14 protein-coding genes are annotated in these 17,903 nt (G+C 61.8%); 10 read left to right on the top strand and 4 right to left on the bottom strand.

All coding sequences use genetic code 11. From position 1 onward, the window contains the following. Positions 1-153: 153 nt before the first annotated feature. The 10 genes from rimP (at position 154) to G6K99_RS00345 (ending at position 13,098) form a co-directional block, all read left to right on the top strand. Positions 154-756: a ribosome maturation factor RimP gene (gene rimP / locus G6K99_RS00390; RefSeq protein WP_174195403.1), complete on the top strand. Its 603-nt coding sequence runs from the start codon at positions 154-156 to the stop codon at positions 754-756. A 61-nt stretch (positions 757-817) separates the two neighbouring features. Then, entirely contained in the window at positions 818-2,434 is a 1,617-nt protein-coding gene (gene nusA / locus G6K99_RS00385) for a transcription termination factor NusA (protein ID WP_062578575.1), read from the top strand. Then, positions 2,431-3,114: an RNA-binding protein gene (locus tag G6K99_RS00380; RefSeq protein WP_062578573.1), complete on the top strand. Its 684-nt coding sequence runs from the start codon at positions 2,431-2,433 to the stop codon at positions 3,112-3,114. Before nusA ends, G6K99_RS00380 begins: the two co-directional genes overlap by 4 nt. 100 nt (positions 3,115-3,214) lie before the next feature. After that, entirely contained in the window at positions 3,215-6,058 is a 2,844-nt protein-coding gene (gene infB / locus G6K99_RS00375; protein WP_062578571.1) for a translation initiation factor IF-2, read from the top strand. Positions 6,059-6,430: 372 nt separating this feature from the next. Further along, positions 6,431-7,390 carry a tonB-system energizer ExbB gene (exbB, locus tag G6K99_RS00370; protein WP_244631363.1) on the top strand — a complete coding sequence of 320 codons (960 nt, stop codon included), beginning with the start codon at positions 6,431-6,433 and terminating at the stop codon, positions 7,388-7,390. Between the two features lie 4 nt (positions 7,391-7,394). After that, the gene (gene exbD / locus G6K99_RS00365) at positions 7,395-7,901 is read left to right on the top strand and encodes a TonB system transport protein ExbD (protein WP_062454205.1); all 507 of its coding nucleotides are present in this window, start codon (positions 7,395-7,397) and stop codon (positions 7,899-7,901) included. Next, a complete protein-coding gene (locus tag G6K99_RS00360; protein WP_174195401.1) occupies positions 7,898-8,809 on the top strand; it encodes an energy transducer TonB in 912 nt (303 codons plus the stop codon). The genes exbD and G6K99_RS00360 overlap by 4 nt, the downstream gene beginning before the upstream one ends. A 56-nt stretch (positions 8,810-8,865) precedes the next feature. Beyond that, a complete protein-coding gene (locus G6K99_RS00355; protein WP_174195400.1) occupies positions 8,866-9,858 on the top strand; it encodes an Ldh family oxidoreductase in 993 nt (330 codons plus the stop codon). Between the two features lie 459 nt (positions 9,859-10,317). Beyond that, positions 10,318-10,944: a ribonuclease D gene (locus tag G6K99_RS00350; RefSeq protein ID WP_174195399.1), complete on the top strand. Its 627-nt coding sequence runs from the start codon at positions 10,318-10,320 to the stop codon at positions 10,942-10,944. A gap of 288 nt (positions 10,945-11,232) precedes the next feature. Further along, positions 11,233-13,098, top strand: a complete 1,866-nt coding sequence (locus tag G6K99_RS00345) for a hypothetical protein (RefSeq protein ID WP_174195398.1) — start codon at positions 11,233-11,235, stop codon at positions 13,096-13,098. A gap of 93 nt (positions 13,099-13,191) precedes the next feature. On the opposite strand, the gene rpsA is transcribed toward G6K99_RS00345, so the two are convergent. The 4 genes from rpsA to aroA form a co-directional block, all read right to left on the bottom strand. Then, entirely contained in the window at positions 13,192-14,895 is a 1,704-nt protein-coding gene (gene rpsA, locus G6K99_RS00340; RefSeq protein ID WP_062454210.1) for a 30S ribosomal protein S1, read from the bottom strand. Positions 14,896-15,051: 156 nt separating this feature from the next. Further along, entirely contained in the window at positions 15,052-15,705 is a 654-nt protein-coding gene (gene cmk / locus G6K99_RS00335; RefSeq protein ID WP_174195397.1) for a (d)CMP kinase, read from the bottom strand. Next, entirely contained in the window at positions 15,702-16,343 is a 642-nt protein-coding gene (locus G6K99_RS00330; protein WP_174195396.1) for an FMN-binding negative transcriptional regulator, read from the bottom strand. Before G6K99_RS00330 ends, cmk begins: the two co-directional genes overlap by 4 nt. A gap of 11 nt (positions 16,344-16,354) precedes the next feature. After that, positions 16,355-17,722, bottom strand: coding sequence for a 3-phosphoshikimate 1-carboxyvinyltransferase (gene aroA, locus G6K99_RS00325; RefSeq protein ID WP_174195395.1), 1,368 nt, complete (start codon positions 17,720-17,722; stop codon positions 16,355-16,357). Positions 17,723-17,903: the final 181 nt, after the last annotated feature.

Below are 17,903 nucleotides of genomic sequence, written 5' to 3'. Positions count from 1 at the left end.
CTTGCAATCGCCGGTGTGAAAGCGTATATGCAGGCCATATTCTTGATCGTCCGATGAAGAGTGGGCCCTCCCGGACCCGCTCTTTTTTGTTAGGCGATCGCTTTTCTCCCCCTCGTCCGGAAACCGGACAGGGAGCACGAATTCGGAGGGCGCATGCCACAAGCCGACAGCGAACCGCGCCTGATCGTCGAGACCGGGCTTGAACTCAGAGTGGCCGAGATCATCGAGCCCGTTCTGACATCCATGGACTTCCGCCTCGTGCGCGTCCGGATGCTCAATCAGAATGGCGCGACGCTGCAGATCATGGCCGAACGCAACGATGGCACGATGGATGTCGAGGGCTGTGAAGCCGTCTCGATGGCGATCTCGCCCGTTCTCGATGTGGAAGATCCGATCGATCGCGAGTATCATCTCGAAGTATCGTCGCCCGGCATCGATCGCCCGATGGTGCGCAAGTCCGATTTCGAGCGCTGGAACGGCCATATCGTGAAATGCGAGACGTCGATCCTGGTCGACAATCGCAAGCGTTTTCGCGGCAAGATCACCGACGTCACGTCCGAGGGCTTCACGATCGACCGCGATCAGGTCGCCGATGGCGAGACACAGCATTTGCTCATTCCGTTTACGGCGCTGTCCGAAGGAAAGCTTGTCCTCACCGACGAACTGATCCGCGACGCGTTGCGGGCTGACAAGGCGGCCAAGCAGCAGGCCGCCAATCAGAACGACGAAACCGACGAAGACACTGACGAAGAATAACCGACAGCACGCCTTCCTTTGAGAAGGTCGCACATAGCTCGACTTACGGAGACCAACGACAATGGCAGTGAGCGCAAACCGGCTTGAACTTCTGCAGATCGCAGATGCAGTAGCCCGCGAAAAGGTCATCGACCGCGAAATCGTGCTGGCTGCGATGGCCGACGCCATCCAGAAGGCCGCCCGCTCGCGCTATGGTTCGGAAACCAACATCCGTGCCGACATCAATTCCAAGACCGGCGAGATCCGTCTCCAGCGTCTGCTGGAAGTGGTCGACGTCGCCGAGGATTACGGCACGCAGATCCCGCTGACGCTGGCGCTCGATCGCAACGTTGACGCCAAGATCGGCGACTTCATCGCCGATCCGCTGCCGCCGATGGATTTCGGTCGTATCGCTGCCCAGTCTGCCAAGCAGGTTATCGTCCAGAAGGTGCGCGAAGCGGAACGTGACCGTCAGTTCGACGAGTTCAAGGACCGCGTCGGCGAAATCGTCAATGGCACCGTCAAGCGCGTCGAATATGGCAACGTCATCGTCGACCTCGGTCGTGGCGAAGGCATCATTCGCCGTGACGAGATGATCCCGCGCGAAAACATGCGCTACGGTGACCGCGTTCGAGCCTATGTCTACGACGTGCGCCGCGAACAGCGTGGCCCGCAGATTTTCCTGTCGCGTACCCATCCGCAGTTCATGGTGAAGCTGTTCACCATGGAAGTGCCTGAAATCTACGACGGCATCATCCAGATCAAGTCCGTTGCCCGCGATCCGGGCTCGCGCGCCAAGATCGCTGTCGTTTCCAACGACTCGTCGATCGATCCGGTCGGCGCCTGCGTCGGTATGCGCGGTTCGCGCGTTCAGGCCGTCGTCGGCGAACTGCAGGGCGAAAAGATCGACATCATTCCGTGGAGCCAGGATCCGGCATCGTTCATCGTCAACGCGCTGCAGCCGGCTGAGGTCTCCAAGGTTGTTCTCGACGAGGACAGCGAGCGGATCGAAGTCGTGGTTCCGGACGAACAGCTGTCGCTGGCGATCGGTCGTCGTGGCCAGAACGTGCGCCTTGCATCGCAGCTGACCGGCTGGGATATCGACATCATGACGGAAGCCGAGGAATCGGAGCGCCGCCAGAAGGAATTCAACGAGCGCACCAACCTGTTTATGGACGCGCTCGATGTCGACGAGATGGTTGGCCAGGTGCTGGCGTCCGAAGGCTTTGCCGCGGTTGAAGAGCTTGCCTATGTCGAGCTCGACGAAATCTCCTCCATCGACGGTTTCGACGAAGATACCGCGACCGAGATCCAGACCCGTGCCCGCGAATATCTTGAGCGGATCGAGTCTGAAAACGATGCAAAGCGCGTCGCACTCGGTGTTGCCGACGAGCTGAAGCAGATCGAAGGCCTGACCGGTCAGATGCTGGTCGCGCTTGGCGAAGACGGCATCAAGACGATCGAGGATTTTGCCGGCTGCGCGGCCGATGATCTTGTCGGTTGGAGCGAGCGCAAGGACGGCGAGACCAAGAAGTTCGAAGGTCTGTTTTCGAAGTTCGAAGTTTCGCGCACCGAAGCTGAAAACATGGTCGTGCAGGCCCGCCTGCTGGCTGGCTGGATCACCGAGGCTGATCTTGCCACCGAAGAAGCACCAGAGGCCGAAGACGCCGAGGAGGCGCCTGCCGCCGAGCGGGAATGATCCCGATTGGCAATGAACCAGACGACGATGCAGACGACGAGCTTATCGTGAATGACCGTACCTGCATCGTCACCCGTGAAGCCGGATCACCGGAAACGCTGATCCGCTTCGTGGCCGGGCCTGATGGCCAGGTTGTTCCCGATCTCAAGCGTCGCCTTCCCGGGCGGGGCTGCTGGGTAAAGGCCGAACGGGCGTTGATCGACCGGGCGGTCCAGAAGAAATCCTTCGCCCGCGCGTTGAAGACCGACGCAAAGGCGGATGCCGATCTGGGTGCGACGGTCGACAGACTGCTCGCGGCCGATCTGATCGGCATGATGAACATGGCCCGCAAGGCGAGCCAGTTTATTTCGGGCGCGACGAAGGTCGATGCCGCAGTTCGCTCCGGCGGCGCGATTGCCGTCTTTCATGCCTCAGACGCTGCGGCAGACGGTATCCGGAAGATCGATCAGGCCCGCAAGGCCTTCAAATTCGGCTCGAATGCCGAGGAAGAAATTCCATCCTTTTTGCTCTTCACGGGGGCCGAACTGGACGAAGTGATGGGCCAGAATGCTTTTATCCATGCCTGCGCGCTTGCGGGACAGGCGGGTGAAGGTGTAGTGAAACGCGCAAACCTACTTGAACAGTACCGCAAGGGCGGTCTGTCCCAGACAAAAGGTGTCGCTGACATGCCGAAACAATGACGCGGTTACCGGTTTTTGCCGGACGCACATCGATATGTACGAATTGAACGACAGGCACTGATGGCTTCCATCTGTTCCTGTCCGAAGGAACAGGAACGGAATGACTGATAACAACGACGACAAGACACTGGGCGTGAAGAAGACCCTTACCCTGAAACCATCGGGTGTGACCCAGGGTACTGTGCGCCAGGACATGGGTCGCGGCCGGACCAAGGCGGTCGTCGTCGAGACGGTCAAGCGCCGTCCGACCCGTCCGCTCGACGAAAAGCCAATTACACCGATCGCAGCACCGGCCCCTCGGCCAGTCGAGGCAGCCGCTCCTGTAGCGCCACGCCCGCAGCCGGCAACCCCTGCAGCGCCGGCACCAGCCGCCCCTGTGGCCGCCGCCGCACCTGCAACCCCCGCCCCTGCTGCACCCGTCAGCCAGCCTAGCCCGCCGCAGCCGCGCGTCCAGCAGCCTTCATCGCAGGGATACCGCCCCGGTTCTTCGCAGGGCCAGCGCCCTTCGTCATCGCAGGGTCAGCGTCCCTCGTCGCATCAGGGCCAGCGTCCGCAGCAGCCGTCACAGCCGCAGCGCCAGCCGCAGCGTTCGGGTGGTGCTGTCCTGCACGACCTGTCCGCAAGCGAGATGGATGCACGCCGTCGAGCACTCGTCGAAGCCCAGGCGCGCGATGTGGTCGAAGCCAAGCAGCGCGTCGAGGATGATGCGCGCCGTAAGGTAGAAGACGAGCGCCGCAAGGTCGAAGAAGCAGCCGAAGCAGCACGTCTGGCCGAAGAAGCCAAGGCACGCGCCGCCGAGGAAGCTCTGCGTCCGGCACCGGTTGCGCCAGCGCCAGCCGCTGCAGATCGCAACGCCAATACCCAGGACAACCGTAACTCGGCTCGCCCGACACCGGGAGCCGCACCTGTTGCCGCCCCCGTCATCGGACGTGGTCGCCGCAACGACGAGGAAGAGGATCGCGCACCTGCCCGGACCATTCCAGGTCGCGGCCGCGTTGCAGCGCCCGTTCCTGCCAAGCCACCGACACGCCCGAAGGTCGAAGAAGGCCGTCGCCAGGGCAAGCTGACGATCACCGCTGCCAGCACTGATGATGACGGCACCGGCCGTGGTCGTTCGATGGCTGCCATGCGCCGCCGGCAGGAAAAGTTCCGCCGCAGCCAAATGCAGGAAACCCGCGAAAAGGTTATGCGCGAGGTCATCCTGCCTGAAACCATCACCATTCAGGAACTGTCGCAGCGCATGTCAGAACGTGCCGTCGACGTTATCAAGTACCTGATGAAGGAAGGCCAGATGATGAAGGCCGGCGACGTCATCGACGCCGATCTCGCTGAAATCATTGCCGGTGAATTCGGCCACACAGTCAAGCGCGTTTCGGAATCGGACGTTGAAGAAGGTATCTTCAACCAGATGGACGACGCCGGCGAAATGGTGTCGCGTCCTCCGGTCGTGACGATCATGGGTCACGTCGACCACGGCAAGACCTCGCTTCTCGACGCGATCCGCCAGGCCAACGTAGTTTCGGGTGAAGCCGGTGGCATCACCCAGCATATCGGTGCCTATCAGGTCGAACAGAACGGCCAGAAGATCACCTTCATCGACACCCCCGGCCACGCCGCCTTTACGGCCATGCGTGCCCGTGGTGCCCAGGCGACTGACATCGCGATCCTCGTGGTTGCAGCCGACGACAGCGTGATGCCGCAGACGATCGAATCCATCAGCCACGCAAAGGCTGCCGGTGTTCCGATCATCGTGGCGATCAACAAGATCGACAAGCACGAAGCCAACCCGGACAAGGTGCGCCAGCAGCTGCTGCAGCACGAAGTGTTCGTGGAATCGCTGGGCGGTGAAGTTCTCGACGTCGAAGTTTCGGCCAAGAACAAGACAAATCTCGACAAGCTGCTCGAGGCAGTTCTGCTGCAGGCCGAAATTCTCGACCTCAAGGCAGATCCGGTCCGTACGGCAGAAGGCATCGTTATCGAAGCTCAGCTCGACCGTGGCCGCGGTGCGGTTGCAACCGTGCTCGTCCAGAAGGGCACGCTGAAGCCTGGCCAGATCATCGTTGCCGGCGATCAGTGGGGCCGCGTCCGCGCGCTCGTCACCGACAAGGGTGTTCACGTGAAGGAAGCCGGCCCGGCCATGCCGGTCGAAGTGCTCGGCCTTTCTAGCACCCCTGCTGCCGGCGACAAGTTTGCCGTCGTTGAAAACGAGAGCCGCGCCCGCGAGATTTCCGAATATCGCCAGCGGCTTGCCCGCGACAAGGCGGTTGCTCGCCAGTCCGGTCAGCGCGGTTCGCTCGAACAGATGATGAGCAAGCTGCAGAATACCGGCTACAAGGAATTCCCGCTGCTCATCAAGGGCGACGTTCAGGGTTCTGTCGAAGCCATCATCGGCGCTCTCGACAAGCTTGGCACCGACGAAGTCCGCGCCCGCATCGTCCATTCGGGCGCAGGTGCTATCACCGAGTCGGATCTGGCGCTTGCCGAATCCTCCGAAGCAGCGATCATCGGCTTCAACGTCCGTGCCAACGCACAGGCGCGCATAGCGGCCGATCGTGCCGGCACCGAGATCCGCTACTACAACATCATCTACGATCTGGTGGATGACGTGAAGGCAGCGATGTCGGGTCTGCTTTCGCCAGAACGTCGCGAGACCTTCCTTGGCAATGCCGAGATCCTCGAGGTGTTCAACATCACGAAGACAGGCAAGGTTGCAGGTTGCCGCGTCGTCGAAGGCAAGGTCGAGCGTGGTGCAGGCGTCCGACTGCTGCGCGACAACGTTGTCATTCACGAAGGCAAGCTCAAGACGCTCAAGCGCTTCAAGGACGAAGTCGGCGAAGTGCCGATGGGTCAGGAATGCGGTATGGCGTTCGAAAACTACGAAGATATCCGCGCAGGCGACACGATCGAGTGCTTCCGCGTGGAGCACATTACGCGCACGCTGTAAGTTTAGAGCTGCCGAAACCATCAACCGCCGGAGAGAAATCTCCGGCGGTTTTTTCGTTTGCGGAGCTTTGGGAGACAGGCTGCAGCTGGCAGCATGGCCATGCGGACAAAATCATGACGGAAGCGGTCAAATTTAAGCGATACTCTCCCGATTATAGTTGCCAACCACACTCATGTTTATTATCGCATAGCGGCAAGCCGCCGCCCTCAGTTTTCGGACCGGCTGAATGATATCGAGCCGTTGGGCCACCTGAGCCTTCCGGCGACCAGTCGGAGTATCGCTGCCATGTCCGTTGTCCCGAAGTCTCACCTCTACAGGAAGCAGTTGCGCGTTGCCGGGCCCGGTCCCCTCGTGACAACGATTGCGGCCTTGATGCTGATGACGACAAATGCGGTCGCGCAGGTCGAGGCGCCTGCACCGGAAGCGCCTGGTCCGGCACAACAGACGGCGCCGGCCCTTGCTCCTCCAAGCGCTGCTCCTACGACACAGCAGACCCCGCCACCCGTTCAAGACGCAACCCCGGCAGAACCTGCTGCTCCCTCCGTGACGCCAATCGAGCAGGCTCCGGCTGCAACGGGTGCACCTTCCCCCGAAGCACGCGCCGATATTCCTCACAATCTTTCGCCCTGGGGCATGTTCATGGCGGCCGACTGGGTGGTGAAGGCCGTGATGATCGGCCTTGCCATCGCGTCCCTACTGACATGGACGATCTGGATCGCAAAGACGCTGGAGCTGATGGGCGCCCGTACCCGCGCAAAGCGTGTCCTGAAAATCATCCAAGGCGCGCATACGCTGCCGGAAGCGCTTGAGACGACGGGCCGTCGCGGCGGGCCTGCGGCCCTGATGCTGCGTGCCGCGACGGAAGAGGTGGAGCTTTCCGAAGCAGCTCTTGATTACGCGGAAACCGGTGGCGTCAAGGAGCGCGTGTCTTCGGTTCTGTCGCGCATCGAAGCCTATTCCGGACGGCGCATGGCGCGCGGCACGGGCATTCTCGCCTCGATCGGCTCGGTTGGTCCGTTTGTCGGACTGTTCGGCACGGTCTGGGGCATCATGAATTCCTTCATCGGCATTTCGCAGTCTAACACGACCAACCTTGCGGTCGTGGCGCCCGGCATCGCCGAGGCGCTGCTTGCGACCGCCCTTGGTCTGGTCGCGGCAATTCCTGCTGTCATCATCTACAACGCCTTCGCCCGCTCGGTCACCGGCTATCGCCAGCTGCTGGCTGATGCCGCGGCCGGTGTCGAGCGACTGGTCAGCCGCGATCTCGATTTCCGCAAGGTGCCGCCAGGCGGACGCAGGCCTGCGTCGATGTCTCTGGTCGCGGGGGAATAAACCCATGGCAGGCGGAATTCGCGAACATCACGGCGATGAACTTCCCGAAAATCACGAGATCAACGTGACGCCGTTTATCGACGTCATGCTGGTGCTCCTGATCATTTTCATGGTGGCCGCGCCGCTGTCGACGGTCGACGTCAATGTCGATCTGCCCGCCTCCAGCGCCAAGCCCGCAGAACGACCGGACGAGCCTCTCTACGTGACGGTCAAGGACGACCTGTCGCTCAATATCGGCAACGATCCGGTCGCGCGCGAACAGTTTGCCGCAAATCTCGACCGTCAGACCGAAGGCAACAAGGATACGCGGATCTTCCTGCGGGCCGACAAGGCCGTCGATTACGGGCAGTTCATGGAAGTGATGAACCTGCTGCGCGATTCCGGCTACCTGAAGATTGCGCTGGTCGGGTTGGAGGCCGCGTCGGGTGCCCAACAGGCGCCAGCGTCTACACCCGCCGCACCGGCAGCGCCTGCGCCAGCCGCTTCGCCGGCCACCGGAGGCGCGCCATGAGCCTTGCCATGCAGCGCAGAGGATATGCGAGCAGGATCGGCGAGATCGCGCTGTGGGGATCTGCCGCTATCCTTGTGCTCACGGTCCACATTGCCGCCGCAGCGCTTCTGATGAGGCAAGAGCCGGAGGAACTTGCCGACAACGGTCCGCAGGCCGCCATCATGATCGAGCTTGCGCCGGAGCCGGAGGCGGCGATCCCGGAAGAAGAGCAGATCGCTACCGACACCGAAGACCGGCAACTGGTCGAGACCCAGCAGACCGAGCCGGTCGAAGAGGTCGAACCCATCGAGGAGCCGCCACCGGTCGAACCGCCACCGGAAGTGGCTGAGGAGACACCCGAACCGCCGCCGGAACCCGTGATCGAGACGCCGCTGCCGGAGGAAACGCCCCCGCCGCCGGAGATCGTCGAAACGCCGCCGCCCGAGCCTGTCGATCCGATCGAGCAGAAGGTCACCGCAGCGTTGGAGAACGTGGAAGTCCCGCTGCCGGTCACTCGTCCACCACCACCGAAGCCGGTCCAGAAGGTAGAAAAGCCACGGCGTCAGCCGCAGGCGCAGAAGGAAAAGGCGCAGGCAAAGGTTCAGGCAAAGCCGTCGGAGCGCACTGCCGCTGCGCAGACCTCGAGCGGATCGGTGGCCTCGACGATGTCACCGTCCACCTGGATGACCCGCGTGCGCACGAAGATAGCCCGTAATGCCCGCCGCTGCCCGTCCAACCAGAAGGGGATCGTGACGATCAGCTTCAATTTCGATAGCGCTGGCAATATCGGGCGCGTGTCCGTTGCCAGATCGTCTGGAGATACGCGTATCGACGACTACGTCGTCTCAGCCGTTCGGCGCGCATCACCTGTTCCGATCGCACCGGCAGGTGTTGCAAGCCTCGTCACTCAGTCGGTAGAGTGCAAGTAGCCGTGCTTTCGGGTTCGGTTGCCCTCCTTAACACTCGCTCCCGGAACAGCTTGTCCATGCAGATTACCCTTGAAGAAGCCGAAACGCTGGTGAGCGGCGTTTTCGAAGCCAACGGCGTGCTTGATAGCACCGCACGCTCGGTTGCCCGCGCCCTGGTGCAGGCGGAAGCCGCCGGCCAGTCCGGTCACGGGCTTCGCCGCATCCCGGCCTATGTCAAACAGGTGCGAACCGGCAAAGTGGATGGCACTGCTCGGCCTGAGGCGATCAGGCCAAGGCCCGCAGTTCTTGCGATCGACGCGAACTTTGGCTTTGCCTATCCGGCGCTCGATCTCGCTGTCTTGGAACTTCCAGCGATTGCGCGCGAACAGGGCATCACCTTTGCCGCCATCAACCGTTCGCACCATGCAGGCGTCATGGCGTTGACCGTGGAGCGCTTTGCCGAGCAGGGGCTGGTTGCGATGATGTTTGCCAACGCGCCCGCCTCCATGGCCCCCTGGGGTGGCAAGGTGCCGCTGTTCGGCACCAATCCGATCGCTTTTGCGGCGCCTATAGCCGGTGACGAGCCGCTGGTCATCGATCTAGCACTTTCCAAGGTTGCCCGCGGCAAGGTGATGGAAGCGACCCAGAAGGGCACCAGTATTCCCGACGACTGGGCGTTCGACACCGACGGCAATCCGACAACCGACGCATTTGCCGCGATCAAGGGAACGATGGCGCCATCCGGGGGCGCCAAGGGGGCAGCGCTTGCACTCATGGTCGAAGTGATGGCGGCCGGCATCGGCGGGGCGCATTACTCCTACCAGGCAAGCTCGCTGTTCGATGAGACCGGGCCTCCGCCGGCGCTTGGCCAGTCGCTGATCGTCATCGATCCGGATGCCACGACGGGTGGCGGCGCGGCAGAACGCTTTGCGGCATTGGCGAGCGAAATGGCAAAGCAGGACGGTGTCCGCCTGCCCGGCCGGCGCGGCCGCGGTCTTCGCGCCGAAAGCATCCAGCACGGTCTCAAGATCGACGACGACGTGATGAAGGCGATAGAAGCTCTGGGCTGACGTCACGATCGAACGCGATGCCGGAAAAGCCAGTGCAGCGATGCGCTGGCTTTTTCTTATTCTGCAGCAAGGCGTTCTGCGGAGGCAGCGTCAGTCGTGCAGAAGATTTTCGGGGGGCATAAAACGAGAAAAGCCTGGCGCGGGAGGAGGATGCGCCAGGCTTTAAACTTGATCAACAACTGGGAGGAGGAGGGTGTTGCTGATCCGTATCGAACGACACTGGGAGGAGGAGGTGCGTCGTTCGATGACCAAACTTCTAGCCATATCTTTCCGGTGCGCCAAGAGGCTCTGCTGCAATGCAGCAATGCGTTTGCTGCATTGCTGGGCAATTGCTCACGCGTTCGTGCTTAGTCGTCGCCAAGCGATAGCCATTGTCCGGGATAAGACGGTGCGGCCGCGTGCTTCCGCCGGAGCTTTCCTCTAGGTTATCCCGCATAGAGCCTGACAGCGGAGACACGCATGAAGACGTCGATACGGTACCATCAAGAAGATATTCCAGCCTCTGACGCTGCGCGCTACACAGGCGCGATCGCAATCGATACGGAAACGCTTGGCCTCGTCCCGCGCCGCGACAGGCTTTGTGTCGTGCAGCTCTCACCAGGCGACGGAACCGCGGACGTCATCCGGATCGCAGCCGGGCAGAAGCAAGCTCCCAATCTCGTCGCACTGCTTGCCGATCCCGCCCGACAGAAAATCTTTCACTACGGACGCTTCGATATTGCGGTTCTGTTTCACACGTTCGGGGTTACGACCACGTCTGTCTTCTGCACCAAGGTCGCATCGCGGCTCGTGCGGACCTATACGGATCGACACGGCCTCAAGGACAATCTGAGAGAGTTGCTGGACGTCGATATCTCGAAGGCGCAGCAGCAGACCGACTGGGCTGCCGAAACCCTGTCGCAGGCCCAGCTCGAATATGCGGCGTCCGACGTGCTTCACCTCCATACGCTCCGCGACAAGCTGACCGAGCGCCTTCTCCGCGACGAGCGTATCGAACACGCGACGGCGTGTTTCGAGTTCCTGCCGACCCGAGCCAAGCTCGATCTGCTCGGCTGGGGTGAGACCGACATTTTTGCGCATAGCTGATCATCGGCCCGTGTAATCCGGCGATTAGCGATGATTTAACCATAGCGCGCTTAAAATTGCTGATCGGCAAATCGTGCGCCATGAGATGGCGGCGCAGTTTCGGCGTGCTCCTTGCGCGTACGGTCGTGTGCGGCCGAGTTGTCCCTTCCTTTCACACGCGACAGATGGAAGCGCGCCATGCTGACTCCTGTCAGTGCTACGCAAAGCATGCAGGCCGACCCACTCTCTCCGGTCCGTACGGTTGCGGCAACGCGTCCGATCGCTGCATCCGCAGGACCAGACCCTGAGATGTCCGCGAACGATGGACTGATTGCAGGTGGTCGCCTGAACCTTCTGTCGCTTTCCGGACAGTTGCAGCTTGCCTACGGGTCATCCATCTTCGCCGAAACGATCGGCCAAATCCTGCAGATACCGCGCAACGACGGCGAGCTGCTGGCAGACTATGCAGAGCGCCTGACTGTCGCCGTGCAGTCCATGAGTGCGGACGAGGTTGCAGCGCTTGAGAAGACGCTGAGCCAGTTGGTCAAGGGCATGTCCGTGTCGCTGCTGGCTGAAATTCTCAAGAACCCTGCAGGTCTCGATGCAGCACGACTGATCCTGTCGCTCGAAGCAGCGCTGGTAGCGGATAGCGATCAGGCGGAGAATGCAGCGGTCAGCTCCTATCGACAGAATGAAATCGCCAGCCTTCCAAAAGACGGCGCGACACCCTCCCCTGCGACGCGGCCCGGCGTCCCGCCGGCAGTTGCCCAGTCTGGCCCCTCCTTGCCCGGCCCTACGTTGCCCGGCCCATCATCGGCCGCTCCCTCAGCGCTCCAGCCCTCGACGCCCAGCCCCGCATCGCCGGCAGTTCCTCTGCCCGGTTCTTCTCCGGACACAGCAAGTACAGAGAACCCAAGGCCATCCCCCGCCGCTCTGCCTGATATCGGAGCAAAATCGCAGTCGGTGACGTCACCAGCTCCCGGTGCAACGCCGCCGGCTCCCGGTGCAACGCCGCCGGCTCCCAGTGCAACGCCGCCGGCTCCCAGTGCAGCGCCGCCGGCTCCCAGTGCAGCGGCACCAGCTATCGCTCCGTTCTCGCCACCCACGAGCGGGTCAGCCAGCGCGGCTCCTGACACAAAGGTTCCCGGTACGGAGCTTCAGAAACCCCAACTGCTGCCGCCGCTCGTTGATCTGCAGGAAGAGCCGACCCGCGAGGCGATTCTTGCGCGGCCGATGCCTGTGCGAACAGAAGGTCTCTCGACAGCAACCGCCGACCTTCAATCCAAAACCGCCATGCCGTCTCCCGCCGTCCCAAATGCCGTTCCGGTCAAGCCGGACGCGAGCCCGGTGCCTGCGCAAGGCGTGTCGATCGCAGCCGCAGATGCGAAGCCGATGCCGCAAGTCTTGCCGGGAGCCCTGCCGCAAACCGCCGTGCCGGGCATCGCGACCGTGACGAATACCGGGGCTCTGGTCGCAGCGGTTATCGATGCCTTCGACACCGACATGAAGATCCCGATCGGCGATGCCGAACCGGCGCCGGTAGCGAAACCCGCTGTGGAATGGCCAAGCAATCTGGCACAACTGGTGTCAGCGATAGCACCAAGCGCGCTTCAGGCGGCGCTGCTGGCGACAGGAGCTCCGGTCGACAATTCGACAGCGGCGCTTTTCAAGAACCTGTTTGGCGGAGGCGGCAGTGGGGCGGTGGCACATACCGGCGGACAGGGTCAACCTGCCGCGGGTGCTCCGGACATAGACGCAATGCATACGGCCGGGATAACCCATGCCGAGGACGATCTGCTGCGCATTGCAAACGAACGTCACACCACGGCCGCAAAAGCCAGCGGAGCCCCGGAGGCGGCGCCAGAGCCTGACATCGAGCCGATGCCGGTGCCGCTGCCGCTCGTCCAGCGCGAGGCGATTGGCCTGCCGTTTGTCCCCTACCCAATGGCGGACGACGAGCCGCGGCGCGAAAACCGCAAGACTCAGCCGGTGACGGCAATCGACGAGGATGGCGAAGGCGACCATAGCCAGGGCCAGGCTTTCGATCACCCTGATGACGGGAACGAACCTTCCGACGACGACAATCCCGGCAGCGAGGAGGCCGCATCCCCGGATGCCAGCGCCGACGATCGCCGTCCGAACGAACTCTATTGGCGCATGGCAGGGTGGGCCTGAGCCGACAGTCCACGGTGCGACCCCAAAAAGCGGGCATGAAAAAAGCCGCCGGATCTTTCGATCCGGCGGCTTTCGCATTTCAAGCTACAACGATTACTCGCTGCCGCGGTTCTTCAGAGCCGCGCCGAGGATGTCGCCGAGCGAAGCGCCGCTGTCGGACGAACCGAACTGTGCAACTGCTTCCTTTTCTTCAGCGATCTCGAGAGCCTTGATCGACAGCATGACCTTGCGATCCTTCTTGGAGAAGTTCGTGACGCGGGCGTCAAAAACCTGACCAACCGAGAAACGCTCCGGACGCTGATCGTCGCGATCGCGTGCCAGGTCGTTGCGGCGGATGAAGGACGTGATGTCTTCGTGAGCAACAAGCTTCACTTCAACACCACCGTCGTTGACGGCGATGACTTCGCACGAAACGACAGCGTTCTTGCGCAGTTCGCCGGATGTTGCGGCTTCGCCGACAGCATCCTTGCCAAGCTGCTTGATGCCGAGCGAGATACGCTCCTTCTCGACGTCCACATCCAGAACGACAGCCTTGACGACGTCGCCCTTGTTGAACTCCTCGATGACCTGTTCGCCTGGACGGTTCCAGTCGAGGTCGGAGAGGTGAACCATGCCGTCAACGTCGCCGTCGAGGCCGATGAACAGGCCGAATTCGGTCTTGTTCTTGACTTCGCCTTCGACTTCAGTGCCGGCCGGATGGCTGAACGCAAATGCCTGCCATGGGTTCTCGAGGGTCTGCTTGAGACCGAGCGAGATGCGGCGCTTCGACGGATCGACTTCGAGAACGACAACGTCGACGTCCTGCGTGGTCGAAAGGATCTTGCCGGGATGTACGTTCTTCTTGGTCCAGGACATTTCCGAGATGTGGATCAGGCCTTCAATGCCTGGCTCCAGCTCGACGAATGCGCCGTAGTCCGTGATGTTCGTGACGGTACCGGAGATCTTCTTGCCAACCGGGTACTTGGCAGCGATGCCATCCCACGGATCCGACTCGAGCTGCTTCATGCCGAGCGAGATGCGGTGGGTTTCCTGGTTGATGCGGATGATCTGAACCTTGACCTGCTGGCCAATGGACAGGATTTCCGACGGATGGTTGACGCGGCGCCATGCCATGTCGGTCACGTGCAGCAGGCCATCGATGCCGCCGAGGTCAACGAACGCACCGTAATCGGTGATGTTCTTGACGACGCCGTCAACAACCTGACCTTCTTCAAGGTTCTGAACGATTTCCGAGCGCTGTTCTGCACGGGACTCTTCGAGAACCGTACGACGCGAAACAACGATGTTGCCGCGACGCTTGTCCATCTTGAGGATTTCGAAGGGCTGCGGGTTGTGCATCAGCGGGGTCACGTCGCGGATCGGACGGATGTCGACCTGGCTGCGCGGAAGGAAGGCAACAGCGCCGTCGAGATCGACCGTGAAGCCGCCCTTGACCTGGTTGAAGATAACGCCTTCAACGCGTTCGCCAGCTTCGAACTTGACTTCGAGCTTGACCCAGCTCTCTTCGCGGCGAGCCTTCTCGCGCGACAGAACTGCTTCGCCAAGCGCGTTTTCGATGCGCTCGACATAGACTTCGACTTCGTCGCCGACCTTCAGCGAACCGTCTTTGCCCTTGACGCCGAATTCCTTCAGCGCGATGCGACCTTCGACCTTGAGGCCGACGTCAACAACGGCCATGTCCTTTTCGATCGCCGTTACCAGACCTTTGGTAACGTAGCCCTCGGCCAGATCATTGGTTGCGAAGGATTCTTCGAGAAGGGCTGCGAAGTCCTCCCGCGACGGGTTAGTTACTGCCATGAAATCTCCTGGTCGTGTCCAATCAAGGACACATTGCGCCGTGGGTTCGTGTTGATCACACCCGAAATCCAAGCCCGCCTCGTCATGTTCAGAGGCAATCCGGCGCAAGGACTAAGATATCGGGCTCGAATGCGACGCCGGTTATCCGGTCGGTCATCATCCTTTCAGGGCGGCGTCGATAATCGCCTTCGCGGCCTGAAACGCGGCCTCTATACCCATTTCTGACGTATCAAGCAAGTGCGCGTCTTGCGCAGGCTTCAAAGGGCTGTCGGCACGCCCCATGTCGCGCTCGTCGCGCTTTCGCACATCGGCAAAAATCTCGTCGAAATCTGCGGCATCGCCGCGGCCAACGATCTCGTCGTAACGGCGTCTGGCGCGCACTTCAGGCGATGCGGTGACGTATAGTTTCACCGGTGCATCGGGGCAGACGACGGTGCCGATATCGCGACCATCGAGCACCGTTCCGGGCTTGCGCTTCGAAAACGCCTGCTGCGCTTCCACCAGCGCCCGGCGCACGGCGGGCATGACGGCGATCTTCGAGGCCGCTTCGCCAATCGCATGGGCCGAGAGAATTTCGCGGTCGAGACCTGCAAGTTCAACGTCGCGCGCCATCGTCTCGGCAACGGCCTCGTCGTTGAGGGGCAGACCCCGGTCGAGCAGCGCCTTGGCCGCTGCGCGGTAGGTGAGGCCCGTATCGAGATGCTGGAAGCCGTAGGTTTCGGCGATCTGGCGCGACAGGGTTCCCTTGCCGGCTGCGGCAGGGCCATCGATTGCGATCACCAGTGGCGTAGTGTTGTCTGCAGGATTCATGTCAGGCGGGAAGCTCCGTAGCGGCGTACAAGATCGGCCATTGCGTTCTGACCGGGCATATCATCAAGGCCAGAGGCAACGCCTTCACGATCGCCGACCGGGCGGTTCTGACTGACCTTCCACTTTCCTTCGATCGCCGAGATCTCGATCTCGACACCGACGATACCCTTCAACTGGGCGGAAATGAAATCGTCTGGCGCATCGTTGACGGACCAGGGCATGGGCCGGCTGTTCTCATGCTGGCTGGTGATTGCCTCGATCTGGGCAAGCAGCCAGCCGGCATCTTCGACGATGCGGGCCGGACCGCGGGCCTGAACGATGGCGTAGTTCCAGGTGGGCACGACCTTACCTGTCTCCTGCTTGGTCTTGTACCAGGACGGTGTCACGTAGCTGTCAGCACCCTGGAATACAGCAAGAACGCTCGCGCCATCGCGGATGTCTTTCCACTGGCTGTTCGCCCGGGCAAGATGCAGCCGCAGCACGCCTTTTTCTGCCGCTTCTCCATCGAGGTGGAACGGCACCGGATTGGCCAGCAGGCCGGAATTTCCAGATGTGATCAGCATGCCCAGCGGATAGGCGCGGATCAGCGCATGCTGGGTGCCGAGATCGTCTTCGCGGAAATGCGGCGGCTGGTACATTGGCGTGGGCCTCAGATCTTTCCGTCGATGTGGTTCTCGATCTGCGCGCCGAGACCGGTCATCAGATCCATGAACTCCGGAAAGCTGGTGGCGATGATCGAGGCGTCGTCGACCGTGACCTCATGCTCCGATGCGAGACCGAGAACGAGGAAGCTCATGGCGATGCGGTGATCGAGATAGGTGACGACAGCAGCGCCGGACGCATTGCCGTAGCCCTTGCCGCCTGGACGCCCGCGCACCACAAGCGTTTCCTTGCCTTCATCGCAATCGACGCCGTTCAACTTCAAACCTTCGGCAACGGCCGAGAGACGGTCGGACTCCTTGACGCGCAGCTCCTCGAGACCGAGCATCGTCGTCGTTCCCTCGGCAAAGGCTGCGGCGACCGCGAGGACGGGATATTCGTCGATCATCGATGGTGCACGATCGGCGGGAACAGTGACGCCCTTGAGGTCGGAGCCGCGGACGCGCAGGTCGGCCACATCCTCGCCACCGGCGCTGCGGGCATTCATCACCTCGATATCCGCGCCCATTTCCTGCAGCGTCAGGATAAGACCGGTGCGGGTGGGGTTCATCAGGACGTTCATGATGGTCACGTCCGATCCCGGCACCAGGATCGCAGCCACAAGCGGGAACGCGGTCGAGGACGGATCGCCGGGAACGTCGATCACCTGCCCCTTGAGAGCGCCGCGACCTTCCAGCCGGATCGTGCGGACGCCGTGCGCATCGGTTTCGACGGTCAGATCAGCGCCAAAACCCTGCAGCATCTTTTCGGTGTGGTCGCGCGTCATCACCGGTTCGATCACGGTGGTGACGCCAGGCGTGTTGAGGCCGGCAAGCAGTACTGCGGACTTGACCTGCGCCGAGGCCATCGGCACGCGGTAGACGATGGGGTTGGGCGTGCGTGGGCCGCGCAGCGTGACGGGCAGCCTGTCGCCGTCCATCGAGGTCACCTGAACCCCCATCTCGCGCAATGGATCGAGCACCCGGCCCATCGGCCGCTTGGACAGCGAGGCATCGCCGATAAAGGTGGACTCGAAATCGTAGACGCCGACCAGACCCATCGTCAGGCGGCAGCCGGTGCCGGCATTGCCGAAATCGAGAGGCGCCTGTGGTGCCAGCAGCGCGCCGTTGCCGGTGCCCTGGATGATCCACTCAGCGCCGACCTTTTCGATCTTCGCACCCATGGCACGCATGGCCCTGCCGGTATTGATGACGTCTTCGCCTTCCAACAGGCCGGTGATCCGCGTCTCGCCGGCAGCCAGCCCACCGAACATGAAGGAACGATGAGAGATGGACTTGTCGCCCGGGATGCGGACGGTCCCGGTGAGGTTTGTCGATCTTCTCGACTTTGCCGGTTTGAGGGCAATCCCATGCGACATGATCGGTCCTTGCTCGTATGCCTTTGATTTCCGCCGTCGTTATCACAAAGCAAAAGGCGGGTCATTAGCCTGCCTGCCAAGGAATTCAGGAAAAGTTAGTCTTTGACATGGAGCCCGTCAGGCCTTATGGGGACCGGCTTAGATTTTTCACCCATTGATTGCCGCTTTATGCGGCTTCGCC

Source organism: Neorhizobium sp. AL 9.2.2 (assembly GCF_013317225.1).
GTDB classification, from domain to species: Bacteria; Pseudomonadota; Alphaproteobacteria; order Rhizobiales; family Rhizobiaceae; genus Neorhizobium; species Neorhizobium soli.
Note: the sequence above shows the minus strand (reverse complement) of the source record. Positions and strands in the feature narration are given on the sequence as shown.